This is a genomic window from Acinetobacter sp. ANC 4178, assembly GCF_004331175.1.
In the GTDB taxonomy this organism is placed as follows: Bacteria; Pseudomonadota; Gammaproteobacteria; order Pseudomonadales; family Moraxellaceae; genus Acinetobacter.
This window is the reverse complement of record NZ_SJOD01000003.1, coordinates 428,552-450,982: the sequence shown is the minus strand read 5'-3', so window position 1 is coordinate 450,982 and position 22,431 is coordinate 428,552. Positions and strand designations below refer to the sequence as shown.

Genomic DNA, 22,431 nt, shown 5'->3' with positions numbered 1-22,431 from the left:
TAGTAATCGGTATAGTGAGTAATGATATTGACAACAGACTCAATGATTTACATTTTTTATGGAAGTTTCGCGCTGATTGCACTTTGGGCCATTGCACAGGCATGGCATAGCCAGTCGCATACAGAAACGATCCATCCATTTAAAGCCTTTGTGCATTTACTGGCATTTTATTTGTCTTATTTACTCTGGCCTTTGGCATTGTTTAGTCTTTATGCTGGCTGGAGTGGGTATTACTCAGTGCACGAAGCAGGGTTTGTGTTCGTACTGAGTGTTGTTTTACTTTACGCGCGCTTTGTAGAACCACACTGTGTTCAAGTCAAGACTACACGATATCAATTGGATGCTGGAAGCCGAATTCAAAAGCCTGTGAAAATAGCCTTGGTGGCCGATTTACATATCGGTTTGTTTTCAGGACATGAACGACAACTCAAAATTATTGTCGAGAAAATCAATCAGCAGCAGCCCGATTTGGTGGTGGTGGCAGGGGATTGGACCTATGAACCAGAAGATACCTTGGCAGAAGAACTGGCACCCTTAAAAAAAATTCAGGCACCTGTATATTCAGTTTATGGGAATCATGATGAGCAATATCCTGGTCCGCCGATACAGGCCTTATTGAGTCATGCACTGAGTACGAATGATGTGATTGATATTGAAGGGCAGATTGTCGAATTTGAAGAATTTCGCCTTATTGGTGTTGGCGATTTGTGGGCAGGAAAAGCGGATATGCGTTATCTGCCAGATTTACCCCAAGACAAACCGTGGGTCATTCTCTCTCATAACCCAGATACGGTGGATATGGTACCTAAACTTCCGAATCGTCCATTGATGTTGTCGGGACATACCCATGGTGGGCAAGTGGAATTACCTTGGCTAACAGATTATGTCATGAAAAAAGTATCCATTCTGGGACATAAAAAAGGATTGTATAACCACGAACATGCAGATGTATTTGTGACGGTCGGGACGGGAATGGTCGGCGTTCCATTTCGATTTCGCGTTCCGCCCACCATCGATATTATTGAATTGGTTTAATCCAACGCTTTAGATATTCAATGGGTATAAGTATAAAAAAAACCCTCAAACGTTGCATGGTTTGAGGGTTTTTTGTCGTTTTAAGATGCCATCGGGTGTGATCGTGATTACACTTGATTATTTACATCATCATTTTTAGTTTCACGAATGGCAAGGAATGCCAACAAGGAAAGAATTGACGCCGCCGTGAGATAATAACCCACAGCATATAATCCGTAAGTGGTTGCCAATTTGGTGGCAATCAGTGGCGCAAATGATGCACCGAAAATACCCGCGAGGTTAAAGGTTAACGCCGAGCCAGTATAACGAACTGAAGTTGGAAAAATTTCAGACAACACCGTCCCAATTGGACCATACGTTAAGCCCATAATGGCTAAACCAGTACATAAGAATAAGAACACCACAAAGGTATTACCAGATTCGAGCATGCTTGAGAAAACTAGACCGAATAATGCTGACAGTACGCAAACTGCAATCGAGGTGGTTTTACGGCCAAATTTTTCTGCCAATACCGCAGAAAGTGGGATAAAAGCAGCAAAACAAAGTGTTGCAACCAATTGTAATTCTAAGAATTCAGCGCGTGAATAGCCAAGTTTTGTGGTTCCCCAGTTCAAAGCAAATACAGTCGTGAGATAGAACACCACAAAAGTACAGATTGCTGCGATTGTACCCAATACCAACATTGGGAAATGCTTGGTCATGACTTCTTTGAACGGTACATTCACTTCTTTTTGCTTGTCGAGTACTTTTTGGAATGCAGGAGTTTCATGTAGTTGGAGACGAATCCATAGACCTACAATTACCAAAATAGCGCTGGCAATAAATGGAATGCGCCAACCCCATTGCATAAAGTCTTGTTCAGACATTAATGCGCCTAAGGTTAAGAAGGAGCCTGTTGCCAAAATAAAACCGATGGGTGCACCCAACTGCGGAAACATGCCATACCAAGCACGTTTCCCTTCAGGGGCATTTTCGGTTGCCAATAATACGGCACCCGACCATTCACCGCCTAAACCAAGCCCTTGACCTAAGCGGCAAAGTGCAAGCAGTAAAGGTGCGACAATACCAATTTGAGCATAAGTAGGTAATAAGCCAATACACACCGTGGAAATGCCCATGGTCAGTAGGGCGGCAACCAAGGTGGCTTTACGACCGATACGATCACCTAAATGACCAAATAATGCGGCACCAATTGGGCGTGCAATAAAGGCAATGGCAAAAGTTGCAAGTGACTGAATGGTTGCTGTCATTGGGTCTGTACTTGCAGGGAAGAACAGATGCGGAAAAATAATGACCGCTGCCGTGGCATAGATATAAAAATCGAAGAATTCGATGGTAGTACCCACCAGACTTGCTGTGAGTACACGAAATTTTGAATTTGTTGCTACTTCTGTTGTAGCTGTAGTTGATGACGCCATGGATAACCTTACACTTACTAAAATTAAAAAAACTTAGTTTTAAAAGCGTAATCTTTTTAAAAAAGGCGTAATTTTTTAAAAAAACAACGGGAAATCGAACTCACATCTACTCTTTTAGGGTCACTAAAACGTGAGAGAAGCCGATTAAATCACGTACAAATAGATCGCGAGGAAGTGTGATCCAGCGCCTATCAGTACAAATACATGCCAGATCGCATGGGTATATCTTACCCGTTTTAAGGCATAAAACAATGCTCCGACTGTATAAGCCAGACCGCCTAAAACCAGCCAAAAGAGTGCATCGGAAGATAAATAACGTTGCATATCATTGATTAATAACACCGCAAGCCAGCCCATGACCAAATAAGCAATCAGGGAAACCTTCTGAAAACGATGAATGAAAATTAATTTGAATAGTGTTCCAAGTAGGGCAATCACCCAGAGCGCAATCAGTAAGTTGTGGGCTTTTGTGGTTGGAATTGCAATGGACAGAAACGGGGTATAAGTCCCTGCAATCAAATAATAAATGGCGGTGTGATCCAGTTTTTTTAACCAAAAGCGTTTTTCATAGCTTTGCGCCATGTGATACAGGGTTGAACCTGTAAATAGCAGAATCATGCTAAAACCGTATACCCAAAGTCCAATCCATTGTCCTGTAGTGAGGTAAGATCCTTTTATGATGAGCAGAATTGTGGCAATGCAGGCAAGCACTGCCCCAAGCGCATGGCTCCAGACATTAAATTGCTCTTCGGTATGATGGTAATCTTGCACAAGGGGAGCGGTCATATAGGCTGCTTCTTATTAAAAGTACAACTGTATAGTAATTCAATTTTGCTTTTCGTGTAAGACGCTTTAAAATTTAGTCGCAAATTTAATTAGGTTTATTGTATGTCTGACTCGACTTCTCCTTCTGCTCAGGAACAACAGTTTCTCGATGCTGTACAGCAAGCACTGGAAACACAAAGTTTTGAGCGTTTAATCCTGAGCCAATACAAGGGCGAAATGCAGCAGTTAGAAAAAATGACTTTCCGTCTAATTGAGTTACAACAGCAACCTGTTTTGAATGTTTTATATCGACATAAAACCCAAGATGTCACCAAAAACTACCCAATCTCAGATGCCATGCAAATTATTGCGGAGCATTTAGCCTGTTGTAAGCAGGGCAATTTGTTTGCATCGACTCAAGATGTGCAACTCAAGCGCAATAAGAAAAAAGATTTACTGACCATTACTCAGAAAACGACAATGACCAAAACAGATGCGCATGCGACACAAACGCATGATCGGAGCAAACATCGTTTTGTGGAGCAAGAAAGTCTGTTCTTGCAACATTTGGGCATTACTGATGCTCAAGGTCAGATTATTCCGAGCATGGCACGTAAGTGGAAACAGATTAATAAGTTTGTGGAAATTTTTTCGGGGGCTTTGACCCAATTGTCGACTCAAGATCAGACTTTACGCGTGGTTGATTTTGGTTCAGGTAAAGGCTATTTAACCTTTGCTTTATATGATTATTTGGCGAAGCAGCAGCAGGTTCCATTTGTAACAGGCGTTGAGTTGAATGAAAAGATGGTGCAATTCTGTCAACATGTGGCAGAGGCTTCGGGATTTAATCAACTGGATTTTTTCCAAGGGGATGTCCGAACCTATCAGCCTGAACGTTTAGATGTGATGATTGCGTTGCATGCTTGTGATGTGGCAACCGATTTTGCCATTCATACGGGGATTCGCTTAAATGCGCAGATGATTATGTGCGCGCCGTGCTGCCATAAGGAGTTGCGCCCACAACTGAAAAGCCCAGACGTGTTGAAGCCGATGTTGCACTTTGGGATTCACGCGGGTCAACAGGCAGAAATGCTGACAGATACTATTCGTGCATTGCTGTTAAAAGCCTATGGCTATGAAACCAAGGTCTTTGAGTTTGTTGCTTTGGAACATACCAGCAAAAATAAAATGATTTTAGCCACCAAGCGCGCCGATTTTGTTGCACCTGATACTGCGGTATTGGCGCAAATTGAGGCATTAAAAAATATGTATGGCATTCAAAAACACTCCTTGGAGTTGCTGTTAAATAACCAATGGGATCAACGTGATATTGGTTCTAAGTGCTAAGCAGTATTGGCAGTAAGATGCAGAAGGAAATTGATATGACACTACAGATTCGGGCAGGGACTTGGGCTGAATTGCAGTCAGATGCAAAACCGATCCGTGAACAGGTATTTATTCAGGAACAGCAGATTGCTGCGGCAGATGAGTGGGATGCACAGGATGAAATTTCACAGCATTTTGTAGTGTGCGATGGGGAGCAGGCCATTGCGACAGCCCGCTTATTGCCAAATCATAGCATTGGGCGTGTTGCCGTATTGGCATCGCACCGTGGACAAGGGATTGGCAAGCTTTTGATGCAAGAGATTATCCAGCAAGCGTGGATCCAACAACGTCCTTTATTGCAACTTTCTTCGCAAGTGCATGCAATGTCTTTTTACCAAAATTTAGGCTTTCAAGCACATGGAGATGCGTATATGGATTGTGGGATTCCACATATTGATATGCAGATGTCCTTGCTTGTACAGGACTAGAAATCCTAAATTTTAGGTATAAAAAAGCCATCTTCTAAGAGATGGCTTTTTTGTTTAATGTCCGTGATGTGCTGTAGATGCCGAGGAGTCGGTCATGGCAGCATGTTCTTCAGCCGTCATATTATGTTCTTCGGCACTCATGTCCATTTGGTGTTCTACTGGCGCACTGCTGGCTTGTGCTTCACGTGCGAGTCTTTGCTTACCTGGCATATAGTCAGGTTCGTGTTGCATTGCTAAATAAAAAACAACCAGAAAAATAACACTTAGAATTGTAGCAATAATCAGGGCTTTCCAACCCCATGGAGATTTTTCAGGAGAAGTATCGTCTGACATAACAAATAACCCAATGGATAAAAAGAAACTTTTAAAATTATGTAACTTTATAACATAAAATGGAGTGGATACAGACCAAATTTTATAAAAAGCTTAATTGTTCTTATTTTAGCTTATGAGATGTAGCTGATTTGGAAGAGGGTTTCCAAACCAGCGTTTATCGATAGAGAAATTATTGAATAAGTTCGTTGCGTTGAACTTTCTCTCTTAAAATTTGTGGCGGATTAAAGCGTTCACCATATTGGGCAGCCAGTTGTTCTGCACGTTGCAAGGATGTTTGAATACCATTTTGATTCAGGAATTGAATGGCACCACCCGTCCAAGGGGCAAAGCCAATTCCGAAAATCGAACCGACATTGGCATCAATCACAGACTCTAAAACACCTTCTTCATAGCAGCGTAAAGTATCGAGTGCTTGCACAAACAAGAAACGATCAATCATGTCCTGTTCAGTAATATCATTTGCTTTCTGCCAGCGGCTGAGTCCATCCCATAAATGTTTTTTGCCATTTTCTGGATAGTCGTAGAAACCAGCACCTGCCGCTTTACCTTTACGATTCAGTTCATGAATCATGGTATGCACCACTTCATCAACCGACGTTTTTGGCAGGTCTTTACCCTCAGCTTGTAGTGCTTTACGAGTTTCACTGGCAACGTGTTCAGTCAAGGTCAAAGATACTTCATCCTGAATCGCAAGTGGGCCAACAGGCATACCGGCTTTCAGTGCGGCCATTTCAATTTTCGCTGGATGCACACCTTCAGCAAGTAGACGCATACCTTCTTGAATAAACGTACCAAAGACACGGCTGGTAAAGAAACCACGGCTGTCATTCACGATAATTGGAGTCTTAGCAATTTGCTGGACAAAGTCATAGGCTTTTGCCAATGTTTCAGCAGAGGTCTGTTTGCCCTTGATGATTTCTACCAACTGCATTTTGTCTACAGGACTAAAGAAATGTAGTCCAATAAAGTTTTGGGCAGCTTGACTTGCTGTTGCCAAACCTGTGATTGGTAAAGTTGAAGTATTCGACGCAAAAATACCGCCTTCAGCTAAATATTGTTCAGCTTCTTGAGTCACCTTCGCTTTGAGTTCTTGATTCTCAAATACCGCTTCAATAATCAAATCACAGCCTTGAAGGTCTTGAGCGGAAGCTGTCGCCGTGATGAGAGATAAAACCTGATCACGTTTTTCCGCCGTCATCCGACCTTGTGAAACACGTTTATCCAAGAGTTTCTGTGAATAGGCTTTGCCTTTTTCTGCATTTTCAACTGAGACATCTTTTAGGACGACTGGAATACCTTTGATTGCGGTTGAGTAGGCAATGCCTGCACCCATCATACCTGCACCTAAAACACCGACTTTGCTCGCTTGCCATTTAGCAACATCCGCAGGGCGGCTTGCACCAGATTTGATTGCATTCAGACCATGCCAGAAGGTTCCAATCATATTTTTGGACACTTGACCCACAGCCAGTTGGGTGAAATAGCGAGATTCAATACGAAGCGCTGTATCAACATCGACTTGAGCACCTTCAACTGCTGCCGCCATAATGGCTTCAGGCGCAGGGTAACAACCCTTGGTTTTGTCTCGTAACATGGCAGGGGCAATCGCAAGCACTTGCGCAACCGCAGGAGTTTTGGGATCTCCTCCTGGAATTTTGTAACCTTTCACATCAAACGGTTGCTGGCTTTTGGGATTGGCTTTCACCCAAGCAATCGCTTTATTCAAAAGCTCTTGTTCATTTTCAGCAGTGTCATGCACCAAGCCAAGTGATTTTGCTTTATCGACACCAAATTGCTTACCTTCCATCAAGAAAGGTAATGCATTTTGTAAACCCAGTAGACGTACCATACGCACGATACCACCACCACCCGGAAGTAAGCCTAACGTTACTTCAGGTAAACCAAATTGGGTTTTGGGATCATTAATCGCGATACGATAATGGCAACTTAATGCGATTTCCCAACCTCCACCCAGTGCTGTGCCATTTAAGGCCGCTACTACAGGTACGCCCAAGGTTTCAATGCTGCGCAGATTAGCTTTGAGTTTTTCCACCATATTAAAAAAATCAGTGGCATGTTCAGGTTGAACTTGAATTAGCTCATCTAAATCACCGCCCGCGAAGAAGGTTTTTTTCGCTGAACGGAAAATAATCCCTTTCAAATCAGTTTCAGCTTTGAGCTTTTGACTCACTTCATCTAAAGAATCGCGGAACTCTGCATTCATGGTATTGGCAGATTGTCCTGATGAATCAAGGGTAAGAATTACAATATTGTCTGTGTTTTTTTGGTATTGAATAGCGCTCATACATCATCGTCCAATATTTTATAAGCTTTGTTGCAAGTTATCTGTTGATCTATATTTATGAAAATACACATAGCAGAGTCTTGTTTAGCTCTCATTTAATTTCTGGATAAACCTTTGGTTCGACCTACCTTGCGAAACGTTGTTTTTCATTCGGCAAAAGTAGGCAAAATCATGGTCATTCGCAAAACCTGAGGTACGAATAGCAGAGATTAATAATCTCTGCCGTACCGCAAGGCCAAAGCTATGCTTTAGCATAAACTACGCACTCCGTTTGTCTTGCACTACGCTAAAGCTATAATCGCTTTAGCTTGCTCAGGTTGCGAATGACCTTTCCGAATATCACATTTCTGGCAGAGTTAGGTGTTTATACAACTTCGATAATGGTGGCGATGCCCATACCACCACCCACACATAATGTTGCTAAACCACGTTTCTTGCCTTGACGCTCTAACTCATCCAGTAACGTGCCTAAAATCATTGCGCCTGTTGCTCCAAGTGGATGCCCCATCGCAATTGCACCACCATTTACGTTGACTTTTTCAGCAGGTATATTGAGTTCATTAATAAAACGCATAACGACAGCTGCAAAGGCTTCATTCACTTCGAACAGGTCGATGTCATCAATTGTTAGACCTGCTTTTTCTAACGCCTTACGTGCAGCAGGTGCAGGGCCTGTGAGCATGATGGTTGGGTCTGTACCGACCAGTGCAGTCGCCAAAACTTTAGCGCGTGGTTTTAAACCTTGTTCTTTCACTGCTTTTTCAGAAGCAAGTAATACTACCGCAGCTCCATCGACAATGCCTGATGAGTTACCCGCATGATGGACATGGTTGATTTTTTGCGCTTCTGGATACTTCTGTAAAGCAACAGCATCAAAGCCCATTTGTCCCATCATTTCGAAGCTGGCATTCAGTTTTGCCAAGCCTTCAACGGTGGTATTGCCTTTGATAAATTCGTCTTGTTCTAAAATCATGACCCCTGAATGATCTTTCACAGGGATCACTGATTGATTGAAATAACCTTTTGCTTGAGCAGCAGCGGCCTTTTGTTGTGAAGCGACTGCAAAAGCATCGACATCTGCACGGCTATAGCCATCTAAAGTTGCGATGAGGTCAGCACCCACACCTTGTGGTACAAAAGAAGATTTTAAGTTGGTTTCAGGGTCTAACGCCCAAGGGCCACCATCAGAACCCATTGGAACACGTGACATGGATTCCACACCACCCGCAACCACGATATCTTCCCAACCAGAACGGACTTTTTGTGCGGCTAAATTCACCGCTTCTAAACCCGATGCACAGAAACGATTGATTTGCATACCTGCTACATCATCGTTCCAGCCTGCTGCAATGGCTGCAGTTTTGGCAATATCGCCACCTTGATCACCAATTGGTGTAACACAGCCTAAAACGATATCATCGACTGTAGATGTGTCGAGTTGATGGCGTTGTTGTAGTTCTTTTAATAATCCTGTGACTAAGCTAATCGGTTTCACCTCATGGAGTGAACCCTCTTTTTTTCCTTTTCCGCGTGGCGTGCGTATTGCATCAATAATGTAAGCCTCGCTCATCTCGTTATTCCTTGTATTTTGTTCATGACTTTTGCTTTTTGAGTGTAATGCTTAATTGCAGAAGCGCAATGACAAGAGTGACATAGGCAGCATGATAGTTTTGGTCAGTTGAGATGTGGAAATATGAACTTGATCAAGGTGGAGCTTGATCAGTAAACTATGCAACCATAAAAAAATAATCTATTTAAATGAAATTTATTAATATTGTTGGAACAACTGCATCAGGTAAAACCACATTTGCCCGACAGTTAGCACAGAAATTAGATTTAGCTTATATTGAAATGGATGATTTATTTTGGCTCGATAATTGGCAAGAACCAACGGATGAGGTGTTTTTCGAAAAATTAAAAAACAAAATGGATAGTACTGCGAGTGGTTGGGTATTAGATGGTAATTATACTCGTACTATGTCGTTAAAATTGGTGAAAATAGATACCATAGTTTGGTTGGATTACTCGTTTTCTAGAAATTTTTTTCACTTAACGAAACGGAGTTTATTCAATCTTATGAGTCAAAGAAAATTATGGGAAAACTCTAATAATCGAGAGAGTTTAAAGCTATTTTTTTCTAAACAATCGATTTTTGTTTGGCTGATTCAGCAATATCCTAGAAATAAAAGAAAATATCAAATGATAATGCATGATCCCCAATATCAGCATATTCAATTTATTCGTTTAACTTCACCGAAACAAGCCGCAGAATTTTTACAGAAAATTAAGAGCGTTTAACGATGCATATTCCAGCAAAGGCACTTTGTATTTTTCGATATCAAGATAAAGTTTTGCTTTCTCATGGACATGACCCTAGCAAAAATGAAAATTACTTGAGACCGATAGGAGGCACTATTGAATTTGGAGAAACCTCCTTAGAAGCAGTTAAACGAGAAGTTTTAGAAGAAATAAATCAGCAGATTATTCATACGAAACTGTTGGGTATTCTTGAAAATTTATTTACTTTTGATGGTCAAGCAGGGCATGAAATCGTTTTTGTTTATGAGGCTGAGTTTTTTGATAAAACTTTGTATAGCCAAGTAGAAATAAAGGGGGGCGAGACAAATGGTTCAACTTATATCGCTGAGTGGGTTAATACACACTTATTGGTGTCAGGTCAGTATCCTGTCTATCCCAAGGGCATAGCACAGTGGTTAGGTAAAGAATAGACAGCTTCATATTAAAACTGTCTATTCAATAATTATGGTTTAAAGGTAACCATGTAATTGACGGTATAAACCAGGGGTTACACCTGTCCATTTCTTAAATGCACGGTGGAAGGTACTGGTTTCACTGAAACCAACTTGCTGTGCGACATCTTCCAATGTGAGGTTTGGATTGAGTAATAAGTGAATCGCTGCATCACGACGCAATGCATCTTTCACACCTTGATAGCTTTTACCTTCCGCAGCCAAACGACGACGTAAAGTTTGCGGCGAAAGATATAACATTGACGCTACATCATTCAGCGTTGGCATTTCTTCACCAATTTGGCTCTTCAATACTTCACGAATACGAGAAGTGAGAGAGTTGGTGTTTTTGAATTTGACCAGTAGCTGTGCAGGTGCTGCTTTTAAGAATTCTTCTAAGGTTTCTTCATTTTGACGAATTGGTAAATCTAAATAATCCGCCGCAAAGGTGATTTCGGTACGTGGCATGTCAAACTGCATCACGGGAGCGAAAAATAGAGCATCATATTCGTCTGCATGGGCAGGGCGCGGGTAGCCAAAATGCACGCGCTCTAAAGGGAGGCGACGTTCAATCAGCCAAGAGGCTAAGCCATGCCAAATCATGAGCATACTTTCGGTAATGAAATGATTTGGATCCATTTCAGTTGGAATGAGTGGGACTAAGCGAGCTTCATGCTTATCACGTTCGAGTGAAACACACCATTCATCACCAAACAATTTATAAAACTGAGTGGATAATTCGAGCGCATCACCTAAGGTTTTTGCATGGATGATCAGCTGACACATAATGGCAAACGTACCCAAACGACGAGGTTGGGTATCAAAACCAATATGCTCATCCTGAGTCACCATCCATAACATTTTCACAAAACGTGTGTATTGTTCTGGAGAAATTCGAGCTTTAGGCTGACGTAACAATTCGGCTTCAATTCCGACGTGCGAAAGTAAGGTTTCGACATCCATGCCGAGGCGTTTTACGCCAGTCAAAGCCGCATTGACAAAATGGATACTGATTGTATCGCGGCTCATGTTAAATCCTTCAGTCTCTTTTGTATTCACTTGCGTATGACCTAAATGACGCTAAAAAAGTTTTTATAGGCAATTTACAATAGGTAAATTTGCCTTTCTACATGGTAAATTGCCGAAATGATCAAGGTAAATGGCTGAACATGACATTGTTTTGTTGATTTTATATTTCTAAGATACATGAAAATATAAGAGTTCGAGAGTAAAAATAACATGCAACATGCTTTACAGGGATTGAAAGTACTGGATTTTTCAACATTGTTACCTGGTCCATTTGCCACTTTATATTTAGCGGATATGGGCGCGGAAGTGATTCATGTGGAATCCCCAACCCGACCCGACTTGATTCGTCTTTTTCCACCTTATGCACATGGACAGGCGACGGCACATCTTTATTTGAATCGAAATAAGCAATCGATTGCCCTAGATTTAAAAGATCCACAGAACATCGCAGCAATTAAGGAAAAGATTAGCCAATACGATATTGTCGTGGAGCAATTTCGCCCGGGTGTCATGCAACGACTGGGATTGGACTATGCCACTTTGGCAGAAATTAATCCGCGACTGATTTATTGCTCCATTACAGGCTATGGTCAAACGGGGAGTTATAAAGATAAGGCGGGGCATGACATTAACTATTTAGCTTTATCGGGAATTGCGGGGCATAGTGGTCGTACTCAGAGTGGACCACCGCCGTTAGGTATTCAAGTGGCGGATATCGCCGGTGGTTCTTTACATGCCGTGATTGGAATTTTAACGGCTGTGATTGAGCGGACTCAAAGCGGGAAAGGGCAATATATTGATATTTCCATGACCGATTGCGTGGTGGCATTAAACAGTATGGCCGCCGCTGCTGCATTGGCAGGAAATATCACCCAGCAGCCAGAATCAGGCATTTTGAACGGTGCTAGCTTTTATGATTACTATGAAACGCAAGATGGGCGTTATCTTTCGATTGGCAGTTTAGAGCCGCAATTTATGTCGGGTTTGGCTCAGTTCTTAGAGTTGCCAGTTTTATTAGAGAAAGGGGCTTCGCTCCTTACGGAAGATCGTGTTGAGGTCAAACACGCTCTACAGGAAAAAATTAAAACCCGTTCCTTGTTAGAGTGGCGGCAACTGTTTTCGACTCAAGATGTCTGTGTAGAACCTGTTTTAAAATTAGATGAAGCTTTGCATTCAGATTTGGCGCAACACCGGCATTGGGTAGTTCAAGTTCCACTACATGAACATTCCACCGAGACCCAAGCGCAGTTGGCATGCCCCATCAAATTTTCTCGTTCTGCAATGCGCTACGACTTTATGGGGCAAGCATTAGGTACAGGCACTTGGTAGCCTGTACTTTTTATAAAATCAAGCTATTTTAATAACTTAACAAAAAACGACAAAAAGATTATATTTTAACCATAAAAAACAGGCGTAACCTAAACATGCATTACATAATTATAAAAGGTTGCAGGTATGCAAAAACTCCGAATCTCAAGGGGATTGTTCACGTTGTGTTTAATAGGTTTGAGTGTCAATTCATGGACATATGCCCAGTCGGCTTTTGTTGCCGATAGTCCTTGGATGTTGGGAGATTGGCAGGGCACTCGAACTGCATTACAAACTCAAGGGTATAGCTTTAACTTGGGTTATACAGGAGAAATGGCCACTTTACTGGATGCCAAAACGCATTCGAGCCACGGGACTGAATATGCCGATCAGTTCGTATTGGGCAGTCATTTCGATTTAGACAAAATACTGGGCTGGCAAGACACCGAAGCACAAATCATTATTACTGAACGGAATGGACATTCTTTATCACAAACGTCGGATGCCTTGAATGGGCATTTAAGTTCAACCCAAGAGGTCTGGGGGCGTGGGCAAACGTGGCGTTTAACCAATCTATGGATTAAAAAACAGTTTTTGAATCAAAAGTTAGACCTTAAAGTCGGGCGCTTTGGCGAAGGCGAAGACTTTAATAGTTTCGATTGCGACTTTCAGAATTTAGCCTTATGCGGCTCTCAAGTTGGCAATTGGGTGGGGGATCAATGGTTTAATTGGCCTGTGAGTCAGTGGGCAGCCAGACTGAAATATCAAGTTTCCCCTGAGTTCTTTAGCCAAATAGGGGTATATGAATATAACCCTGAGAATTTAAAGCGTAGTCAGGGTTTTAATTTAAGTACCTCGGGTTCTGATGGTGTCATTGTACCCATAGAGCTGGTTTGGCAGCTGAAAGTTGGTATGCAAGGCAAAACAGGTGAATATCGACTGGGCTATTATTACAGTAGTGCGGATGCAGTCGAAATTCAAAATCCTAACACGACCTCTCATAAGCAAGGTATGTGGGTTGTCGCAAAACAACAATTGCTGCAACACGCTCAAGATCCGCAGCGCGGACTTACAGGATTTATAAACCTGACTGTGCACGATGATAAAACCAACAATGTCGACAATATGCAAAATATTGGTGTGATCTATACAGGTGTGTTAGATATGCGCCCGAAAGATGAAATTGCCTTGGGATTTGCCCGAATCCATCTCAATGATGATTTAAATACGGGGCAAGAGGAAGAATATAACACCGAGCTGTATTACGGTTTACATGCCACCAATTGGTTAACGATTCGTCCAAATCTTCAATATATTCGACATGTGGGTGCGGATAAAAACGGAGAAAATGTTTGGGTTGGGGGGATTAAGTTTCAAACCGCATTTTAACGGTGTTAGAAAAACTATCTTTCCCAAATCAATGATTTAAATGCGAATAAAAATAGAGTAACAAACGACAAAATAATCTAGCTGTATGGCTGAGTTAACGATAAATAATAAAGTGAATGAGGTGAATGGAATGAGTAACCCATCAAATACGATGCGAACCTTTACCGTTATTGTGATGCTTGTGATTGCTGCCTATCTATTGATTGGGGGGATATGGCTCATTCTACTCGGTGGTTCAATCTATTATGTGATTGCTGGTCTGCTAATTTTGGCATCAGCTTTTTTACTTAAAAAGAGTCAAGGTTCCTCTTTATGGCTGTACAGTTTCTTGATGCTGGCGACCATAGTATGGAGTGTATGGGAGGTCGGAACTGATTTTTGGGCTCTCGCACCTCGTCTGGATATTTTGGGGGTATTGGGTCTATGGTTACTCATTCCTGCAATCACTCGCAATATGAGTCAAGTCCAAGGCAGCAAAATTGCACTTTCGGGTACGTTGTTGATTGCTATTGCAGTTATGGTCTATGCCATTTTTAATGATCCCCAAGAAATTAATGGCGTCATTCAACAACCACAACCTGCATCGGCTCAAGCCATTGATGGGGTGGCAGAACAAGATTGGCCTGCTTATGGACGTACTCAGGGCGGGGTACGCTATTCACCTTTGACGCAGATTACTGATCAAAATGTTAAAAATCTGAAAGTGGCTTGGACATTTCGTACAGGTGATGTCAAAACAGATAAAGATTCGGGAGAAACCACCAATCAAGTGACGCCAATTAAAGTGGGTAATAACTTATATATGTGTACCACCCACCAATGGTTAATTGCCTTAGACCCAGCAACGGGCAAGGAAAAATGGCGTTTTGATCCAAAACTGAAAGCCGACCATACCTTTCAGCATCTCACCTGTCGTGGGGTAATGTATTACGATGCCAATAATACAACCGAGTTTGCGACCAGCTTGCAAAATCGAAAATCGGTTTCTGCTGAATGCCCACGCAAGGTGATTGTTCCAGTCAATGATGGACGCTTGGTGGCTGTGAATGCTGATACAGGCAAAGTCTGCTCTGATTTTGGTGAGCAAGGCGAAGTGAATTTACAAAAATTTATGCCTTATGCTTATCCAGGGGGTTATAACCCGACATCGCCAGGGGTTATTTCGGGTACAACGGTGGTTATTGCGGGTTCAGTCACGGATAACTACTCTTCCAAAGAGCCTTCTGGCGTCATTCGTGGCTATGATGTGAATACAGGCGAATTACTTTGGGTCTTTGATACAGGGGCGCAAAATCCGAATGCCATGCCGAATGAAAGTACCACTTTTGTGCATAACTCGCCGAATGCTTGGGCGCCTTTAGCTTATGACTCTAAATTAGATATCGTATATGTACCAACAGGAGTGGGAACCCCCGATATTTGGGGTGGAGATCGTACTGAGTTAAAAGAGCGTTATGCCAATTCGATGTTGGCCATTAATGCCAGTACAGGCAAGTTGGTTTGGCATTTTCAAACCACGCATCATGATTTATGGGATATGGATGTGCCAGCGCAACCTTCTTTGGCAGATATTCAAGATACCACTGGAAAAACTGTTCCAGCGATTTATGTGTTAACCAAAACAGGCAATGTCTTTGTACTAGACCGACGTACAGGCAAAGCGATCGTGCCTATAAACGAGCGCGCAGTTCCTCAAACAGTGAAACACGGGCCACAAACCCAAGGCGAACACTATTCGGCAACTCAACCATTTTCTGATTTAAATCTGGCACCTCAAGACAAGTTAAAAGATAAAGACATGTGGGGTGCGACCATGTTTGATCAGTTAGTTTGTCGGGTTTATTTCCATCGTTTGAATTATGACGGTATTTACACCCCACCTTCTGAAAATGGCACTTTAGTCTTCCCCGGGAATTTAGGCGTATTTGAATGGGGTGGCATGTCGGTGAATGCAGATCGTCAAGTTGCTGTTATGAATCCAATCGGATTGCCTTTTGTCAGCCGTTTAATTCCCGCAGATCCGAATCGTAAAGAAACGGCCAAAGGCGCAGGGACTGAACAAGGGGTGCAACCAATGTATGGTGTTCCTTATGGTGTGGAAATCAGTGCATTCTTATCTCCACTCGGTTTACCGTGTAAGCAACCAGCTTGGGGCTATGTGGCGGGTGTAGATTTAAAAACCCATCAAGTGGTCTGGAAAAAGCGGATTGGGACTATCCGTGACAGTTTGCCAAAACTGTTCCAACTGCCACCTTTAAAAATTGGAGTACCTGGTTTGGGTGGTCCAATTTCAACCGCAGGTAATGTGATGTTTGTCGCTGGCACGCAAGATAATTATCTTCGTGCATTTAACGTCAGCAATGGCGAGCAGTTATGGGAAGGGCGTTTACCCGCAGGTGGTCAGGCAACACCAATGACCTATGAAAGCAATGGTAAGCAATACGTGGTGATCATGGCAGGTGGACATGGTTCTTTTGGCACCAAGATGGGGGATTATTTGGTCGCCTATGCTTTGCAATAATTAACGACATCTTTTATAAAAAAGCCTGACTCGTCAGGCTTTTTGTTGTCTGAGTTGAGATATGACGGTTCTATTTATAGCGTTAGCAATAAATAAGATATAGATAGAAGAACAAAGTCCAAAATAGCTAAAAAAGTGCTTAAGCCTTATAGATTGGATCTTTTAGAAAAACAAAAAAGGCTTATCAATAAAACCGCTATTAAATATGTAAAAAACGCGTTTTGTTGATAGTTTAAATATCGTTATGCTGTGAGCCGTTATAATGAAACTACTAGCTGTACGCCATGTATTTATATACTGATTTTGATCAGCAACTGATCAATGAACGTGTTGCACAGTTCCGTGACCAAACGGAACGTTATTTAGCGGGTAAACTCACTGAAGATGAATACCGTCCGCTACGTCTCCAAAATGGTTTATACGTACAACGCTATGCGCCGATGTTACGTATTGCTGTTCCTTATGGTTTGATGAGCTCTATGCAGTTACGCAAGGTTGCGGAATTGGCGAAAGAATATGACCGTGGTTATGCACACGTGTCAACACGTCAAAACATTCAGTTTAACTGGCCTGCACTTGAAAATGTACCTGACATGCTTGCCGAATTGGCAACTGTGCAGATGCATGCAATTCAAACTTCAGGTAACTGTATTCGTAACACCACAACTGACCAATACGCAGGTGTAGTTGCGGGTGAAGTTGCAGACCCACGTCCAACGTGTGAATTGATTCGTCAATGGTCAACCTTCCACCCTGAATTTGCCTTCTTACCACGTAAGTTCAAAATTGCAGTGTCTGCTTTAGCAGAAGTGGATCGTGCTGCGACTTCATTCCACGATATCGGTGTATATATCGTGAAAAATGAGGCAGGCGAGATCGGTTATAAAATCAAAGTGGGTGGCGGTCTAGGTCGTACACCAATCATTGGTTCAATCATCAAAGAATGGTTGCCTCGTGAAGATTTGATTGCTTATCTTGAAGCGGTACTGCGTGTCTATAATCTACATGGTCGCCGTGACAACAAGTATAAAGCTCGTATCAAAATTTTAGTCAAAGCATTAACGCCTGCAGTGTTTGCTGAGAAAGTGGAAGCGGAATTTGCTCACACAATTCAAACATTAAAAGTAGATGCTGAAACTTTAGCAAAATTAGATGAAGAATTTACTCCATTTGCCTACCAACAATTGGCGGATGAAGACTTCACAGCATTATTTGTTGAACATCCTAAGTTCAAACAATGGTTCAACATTAATACCAATGCACATAAAGTGACAGGCTACCGTGTGGTGACCATTTCGCTGAAGCGTGCAGGTATTGCACCGGGCGACGTGACCACTGAAGAAATGAATTTGATTGCAGACCTTGCAGACAAATATACCTTTGGTGAATTACGTACTACGCATGAACAAAACATTTCGTTGGTCGATGTACCTCAGAAAGACTTGTTTGAATTGTGGCAAACCCTTGAACAACACGACTTGGCGCGTGCGCATATCGGTTTTATTACCGATATTATCTGCTGCCCAGGCGGTGACTTCTGTTCATTGGCAAATGCGAAATCAATTCCAATTTCTGAAGCAATTTCACGTCGTTTTGATGACCTAGATACCGTTTACAATCTGGGTCATATCGACTTGAACATTTCAGGTTGTATGAATGCTTGTGGTCATCACCACGTGGGTAATATTGGTATTTTAGGTGTCGATAAAAAAGGTGCTGAATTCTACCAAATTACTTTAGGCGGTAATGCAGACCATGATGCTTCGATTGGTGACATCTTAGGGCCATCATTTGCAGCAGAAGTTGTACCTGACATCATTGAAGAAATTTTGAATACCTATCTTGATTTACGTCAAGAAGGTGAAGAGTTTATTGAAACTTATCGCCGTGTTGGCATTCAACCATTCAAGGAGCGTGCTTATGCTTAATACCGCACTTCAAGTGCTCTCTAAAGATGGCACAGTGGCAGACAATACTTATCAATTCATTGGCGAAGATGCTGTATTACCGCAAGGTGATGTGGTGTTAACTGTTGATCAGTTAGATCAACTTGCCAATATTACGGGTAAAAAAGCATTATTCATTACAGTGGATGCTTCTCCTGAAGTGAATGAATTTCCTTTAGATCAGTTAGATGCAATCTTTATTGATTTTGCGGGTTTCAACGATGGTCGTGGTTATTCATTTGCTGCACTGTTGCGTCGCCAAGGTTTCCAAGGTGAATTACGTGCGACAGGTGATGTGTTTAAGGATGTCTTAAACTATATGAAGCGTTCGGGTTTCGATACTTTCGTGATTAAAGAAGGTAAAGATATTCAGGAAGCTGCGTCAGGTTTAAATGATTTTAGACATCCGTATCAAGCATCCACTGCGGTTGCCCAAGCAAGCTATCAAACTGGGGCTTAAGTCCATCAGTTTAAAAAAGCCTCCTTAGATGGAGGCTTTTTACTGTATGAAAATAAAAATATGTTATTAGTGTTAAAAAATCAGAGCTGATAAAGATCAATGATGTGGAAATTTTTAGTAAAGCTGCTGTCCTCCAAAAAAGTTGAACCTATCAAACTAGAAAATAATGCAGAAGTGGTTGTTTTGGATTCAGATCATTTAAAGAATAGCAGTCATTATCAATATTATTATGTTGAGTCAAACCTATCTGAATTTGAAAAGTCATTATTGCGATTAAGGAGTTACGATGGTTATATTCGCCAAGAAGTATTGCAAGATCTAAGAGATTGTTTCGAATCAGAATTATTTCCCCATTTGCTATGGCGTTTAAATGACTATGTTGAAATTAACCAGAAATTGGCTATTGAACATGTAAAACGTTGGTCAATACGCCCAGAGTATCCAGGGTTATGTATACAATATTTTCTTGAAATTACTGCATTGCAAAAACGGTTGCGGGTTAATCCAGAAATTTTTCATTTGCTGTTAGAGGGTATTCGGCAAAATAAGCCTTATCTGACGGAAAATTTAACGCAAACGCAAGGTCGTCTTCCTCGAGCTATTTTAGCATTTACCGTGGAATACCAATGGTTAGAAGAGGAGGAATTGATACAGCTGTGCAGGCAGTCTAATGATCAGTTGGTTCGAAAACATTGGTTAGATTATATATTGCGGACAGGTACGGAACAGCAGTTGGTATCTATATTAAAAAACAGCCAGCAAAAAGATGTGCAGTACACACTGTTTAATGCTTTATGGTACAAAAATGTTTTATCAGTAAATGATTTAATTGAGGTTTGGCATAGTCCTTATTTGGCTGTGATGGACTTTGCTGATTTTGCATTACGGCAAATGCATTTTAATTTTGATCAGTATTTTCAACAACATCCGTTTGAGTCTTTATCTCAAAAGTCTTTACGCTTAAGAGCTTATCAATGGGTGATTCGACAAGGCTCACTGGCTGAATTTATTAAGATGATTCATGCTTTGGATAATCAAGTCATATCACAGGCAATTATGAAATTTGCATTGAAAAGAAAATACATTAATTTTGAGCAATTTCTTAATTATTATCAAAACATTCAGCAAAAGTTGACATTACATGGTTTTTTGAAGGCTAAAAGACTTTTAGATCAGAAATTAAGTTTAACTGAGCTTGAAAATGTAGTTGCTTTATTCGACGAATCTATCCCGTTATTGCTGCATTTAGAATTAGCAGATGGTTATAATCGATGGGAGCAACTGTATTGGTATGCTTTACAGTGGAATTCCATTCGGGAGTTAAAAGAACAGAATATTTATGATACACATGTGCAACGTCAGCTTTGGCGTATAGATGATGAGGTATATCCGCCGAATTGGTCACTACGGCAAAAGCAGTATTTGGAACAGGTCTTACCCAACATGATTCTCAGTTATCCTAAAATATTCGAAGGGCAGAATGTTCGAAAGATATTAGAACAGACGCTAAACATTAAAAATGATTGAAAAACCTCATGATATTGATTCATAAGGTTTTCCTTTAGATTCATCTATTGTTATTCAAGTTGGCAATTCACCATCCACTTCACACCAAACTGATCGGTAAATGCGGCATAAAGAGCACCCCAAAAGGTTTTTTCTAAGGGCATTTCGATCTGACCATTTTGTGAGAGGGCTTCATATAAGCGTTGGGCCTCTGCTTGTTCATGTTTTTCTAAATTTATTGAAATGTAGTGATTGGTGCCTTTAATAAAAGGACTATTGGCTGCACAAAATTGTTCAGTGGTATCGGAAGCCATCAGGATTGTAAATTCATTAATCGGTAAGGACACATGAAGAAGATAATTTTTTTCGGTATCACTGAGTTGGGATTTTCCATCAGAGGGCATTTCACCGTAACGTTTTAGCATGGCAAACTCACCACCGAACACAGACTTATAAAAATTAAAGGCAGCTTCGGCTTCACCTTGGAAATTGAGATAATGGTTGAGTTGCATTGTTCTATTTTCCATTGTTGTTTTTTGAGGTTTTTAATTTATCAGCTTCAAGAAAAAAGAATAATACAAAAGTGTAAGCATAAAAAATCCTCCATTAAGAAGGATTTTTTGTTCAAGAATGGATCGTTGTAAAGGATTGAAGCTTACAGAAGTTCAATCGCAACAGCTGTTGCTTCACCACCACCGATACATAAAGCAGCAATCCCTTTCTTACCGCCAGTACGCTTTAATGCGTGAATGAGGGTCAAAATAATACGTGAACCTGTTGAACCGACTGGGTGACCCAATGCACAAGCACCACCATTGATATTCACTTTTTCAGGATCAAGTTTGAAGTCATCCATTGGGCACATGGTCACCATTGCAAACGCTTCATTGATTTCCCAAAGGTCAACCTCTTGTGCATCCCAACCAGTTTTCTTTAACACTTTCTCGATAGCGCCAACAGGGGCGATTGTGAACTCAGAAGGGTGTTGAGAGTTTGATGCATAAGCAACAATTTTCGCTAATGGTGTTAAGCCCTTGTTTGCTGCATTGTCGGCTGAAGTTAAAACCAGTGCTGATGCGCCATCAGAGATTGAACTTGCATTTGCAGCAGTAATCGTACCGTCTTTTGCAAATGCTGGACGCAATGTAGGAATTTTATCGATATTGGCATTAAATGGTTGCTCATCTTTATCGATGACAACATCACCTTTACGTGTTGAAACGGTCACAGGGACAATTTCATCAGCAAAGTAGCCTTCGTTGACCGCAGTTTGTGCACGTTGTAATGAACGAATTGCAAATGCATCCATTTGCTCACGTGTATAGCCACGGGTATTGGCCATATCTTGTGCAAATGAACCCATTAAACGGCCAGTTTCAGCATCTTCTAGGCCATCAAGGAACATATGATCTTTAACTTCGCCATGCCCCATACGGTAACCCGCACGTGCTTTGGTCAATACATACGGTGCATTGGTCATAGATTCCATACCACCTGCAACCACAATTTCAGCAGAACCCGCTTTAATCATATCAGCAGCCTGCATGACCGCTTTCATGCCTGAACCACATAATTTATTGATTGTAACGGCACCTGTTGAATCTGGTAAACCTGCTTGACGCATCGCTTGGCGGGCAGGGCCTTGTTTAAGACCCGCAGGTAAAACGCAGCCCATAATGACTTCTTCTACATCGGTTGGTTGTAGGCCAGCACGAGCAATGGCTTCCTTAATTGTTGTTGCACCGAGTTCTGGTGCTGTTAGACCAGATAAACTTCCTTGAAAACCGCCCATTGCAGTACGTGCGCCATTTACAATCACGATATCAGTCATTGATATATCTCCGAACGA

19 protein-coding genes are annotated in these 22,431 nt (G+C 41.6%); 11 read left to right on the top strand and 8 right to left on the bottom strand.

The window, feature by feature from the left end; genetic code table 11:
• Nucleotides 1-21: 21 nt before the first annotated feature.
• Nucleotides 22-1,035, top strand: a complete 1,014-nt coding sequence (locus tag E0H87_RS09155; protein ID WP_413773116.1) for a metallophosphoesterase — start codon at nucleotides 22-24, stop codon at nucleotides 1,033-1,035.
• Between the two features lie 107 nt (nucleotides 1,036-1,142).
• Here E0H87_RS09155 and E0H87_RS09150 read toward each other — a convergent pair whose 3' ends face one another.
• A complete protein-coding gene (locus E0H87_RS09150) occupies nucleotides 1,143-2,453 on the bottom strand; it encodes an MFS transporter (protein WP_131323293.1) in 1,311 nt (436 codons plus the stop codon).
• Between the two features lie 144 nt (nucleotides 2,454-2,597).
• Nucleotides 2,598-3,239 carry a PAQR family membrane homeostasis protein TrhA gene (gene trhA / locus E0H87_RS09145; protein WP_131323292.1) on the bottom strand — a complete coding sequence of 214 codons (642 nt, stop codon included), beginning with the start codon at nucleotides 3,237-3,239 and terminating at the stop codon, nucleotides 2,598-2,600.
• 102 nt (nucleotides 3,240-3,341) lie between these two features.
• Between trhA and E0H87_RS09140 the strand changes: the two genes are divergently transcribed.
• Both E0H87_RS09140 and E0H87_RS09135 read left to right on the top strand, forming a co-directional pair.
• On the top strand, nucleotides 3,342-4,565 hold the full coding sequence (locus tag E0H87_RS09140; protein ID WP_131323291.1) for a class I SAM-dependent methyltransferase: 1,224 nt from the start codon (nucleotides 3,342-3,344) through the stop codon (nucleotides 4,563-4,565).
• Between the two features lie 35 nt (nucleotides 4,566-4,600).
• The gene (locus tag E0H87_RS09135) at nucleotides 4,601-5,032 is read left to right on the top strand and encodes a GNAT family N-acetyltransferase (protein WP_131323290.1); all 432 of its coding nucleotides are present in this window, start codon (nucleotides 4,601-4,603) and stop codon (nucleotides 5,030-5,032) included.
• Nucleotides 5,033-5,086: 54 nt separating this feature from the next.
• On the opposite strand, the gene E0H87_RS09130 is transcribed toward E0H87_RS09135, so the two are convergent.
• The 3 genes from E0H87_RS09130 to E0H87_RS09120 all read right to left on the bottom strand — a co-directional run bounded on the left by E0H87_RS09130 (nucleotide 5,087) and on the right by E0H87_RS09120 (nucleotide 9,243).
• Nucleotides 5,087-5,365 carry a hypothetical protein gene (locus E0H87_RS09130; protein WP_131323289.1) on the bottom strand — a complete coding sequence of 93 codons (279 nt, stop codon included), beginning with the start codon at nucleotides 5,363-5,365 and terminating at the stop codon, nucleotides 5,087-5,089.
• A gap of 172 nt (nucleotides 5,366-5,537) precedes the next feature.
• The gene (locus tag E0H87_RS09125; RefSeq protein WP_131323288.1) at nucleotides 5,538-7,673 is read right to left on the bottom strand and encodes a 3-hydroxyacyl-CoA dehydrogenase NAD-binding domain-containing protein; all 2,136 of its coding nucleotides are present in this window, start codon (nucleotides 7,671-7,673) and stop codon (nucleotides 5,538-5,540) included.
• Nucleotides 7,674-8,037: 364 nt separating this feature from the next.
• Nucleotides 8,038-9,243: an acetyl-CoA C-acetyltransferase gene (locus E0H87_RS09120; protein WP_131323287.1), complete on the bottom strand. Its 1,206-nt coding sequence runs from the start codon at nucleotides 9,241-9,243 to the stop codon at nucleotides 8,038-8,040.
• Between the two features lie 188 nt (nucleotides 9,244-9,431).
• Here E0H87_RS09120 and E0H87_RS09115 point away from each other — a divergent pair, with 188 nt between their 5' ends.
• Both E0H87_RS09115 and E0H87_RS09110 read left to right on the top strand, forming a co-directional pair.
• Complete coding sequence (locus E0H87_RS09115) at nucleotides 9,432-9,971, top strand: shikimate kinase (RefSeq protein WP_131323286.1); 540 nt, start codon at nucleotides 9,432-9,434, stop codon at nucleotides 9,969-9,971.
• 2 nt (nucleotides 9,972-9,973) lie between these two features.
• The gene (locus E0H87_RS09110; RefSeq protein WP_131323285.1) at nucleotides 9,974-10,402 is read left to right on the top strand and encodes an NUDIX hydrolase; all 429 of its coding nucleotides are present in this window, start codon (nucleotides 9,974-9,976) and stop codon (nucleotides 10,400-10,402) included.
• Between the two features lie 39 nt (nucleotides 10,403-10,441).
• Here E0H87_RS09110 and E0H87_RS09105 read toward each other — a convergent pair whose 3' ends face one another.
• The gene (locus E0H87_RS09105) at nucleotides 10,442-11,452 is read right to left on the bottom strand and encodes an AraC family transcriptional regulator (protein ID WP_016165386.1); all 1,011 of its coding nucleotides are present in this window, start codon (nucleotides 11,450-11,452) and stop codon (nucleotides 10,442-10,444) included.
• A gap of 210 nt (nucleotides 11,453-11,662) precedes the next feature.
• Here E0H87_RS09105 and E0H87_RS09100 point away from each other — a divergent pair, with 210 nt between their 5' ends.
• From E0H87_RS09100 to E0H87_RS09075, 6 genes are all read left to right on the top strand, one after another.
• A complete protein-coding gene (locus E0H87_RS09100; RefSeq protein ID WP_131323284.1) occupies nucleotides 11,663-12,781 on the top strand; it encodes a CaiB/BaiF CoA transferase family protein in 1,119 nt (372 codons plus the stop codon).
• Between the two features lie 126 nt (nucleotides 12,782-12,907).
• Entirely contained in the window at nucleotides 12,908-14,149 is a 1,242-nt protein-coding gene (locus E0H87_RS09095; RefSeq protein ID WP_131323283.1) for a carbohydrate porin, read from the top strand.
• Between the two features lie 130 nt (nucleotides 14,150-14,279).
• Nucleotides 14,280-16,670 (top strand): glucose/quinate/shikimate family membrane-bound PQQ-dependent dehydrogenase, encoded by a 2,391-nt coding sequence (locus E0H87_RS09090; RefSeq protein ID WP_131323282.1) that lies wholly within the window; start codon nucleotides 14,280-14,282, stop codon nucleotides 16,668-16,670.
• 284 nt (nucleotides 16,671-16,954) lie between these two features.
• Entirely contained in the window at nucleotides 16,955-18,598 is a 1,644-nt protein-coding gene (locus E0H87_RS09085; RefSeq protein ID WP_131323281.1) for a nitrite/sulfite reductase, read from the top strand.
• The gene (locus E0H87_RS09080) at nucleotides 18,591-19,076 is read left to right on the top strand and encodes a DUF934 domain-containing protein (protein WP_131323280.1); all 486 of its coding nucleotides are present in this window, start codon (nucleotides 18,591-18,593) and stop codon (nucleotides 19,074-19,076) included. The genes E0H87_RS09085 and E0H87_RS09080 overlap by 8 nt, the downstream gene beginning before the upstream one ends.
• Nucleotides 19,077-19,175: 99 nt before the next feature.
• On the top strand, nucleotides 19,176-20,603 hold the full coding sequence (locus E0H87_RS09075; protein ID WP_165493951.1) for a hypothetical protein: 1,428 nt from the start codon (nucleotides 19,176-19,178) through the stop codon (nucleotides 20,601-20,603).
• A gap of 50 nt (nucleotides 20,604-20,653) precedes the next feature.
• Here the strand turns inward: E0H87_RS09075 and E0H87_RS09070 are convergent, their stop codons facing one another.
• Together E0H87_RS09070 and E0H87_RS09065 are read right to left on the bottom strand one after the other, a co-directional pair.
• Nucleotides 20,654-21,094, bottom strand: a complete 441-nt coding sequence (locus E0H87_RS09070) for a VOC family protein (protein WP_131323278.1) — start codon at nucleotides 21,092-21,094, stop codon at nucleotides 20,654-20,656.
• 143 nt (nucleotides 21,095-21,237) lie between these two features.
• On the bottom strand, nucleotides 21,238-22,413 hold the full coding sequence (locus E0H87_RS09065) for a thiolase family protein (RefSeq protein ID WP_131323277.1): 1,176 nt from the start codon (nucleotides 22,411-22,413) through the stop codon (nucleotides 21,238-21,240).
• Nucleotides 22,414-22,431 lie beyond the last annotated feature (18 nt).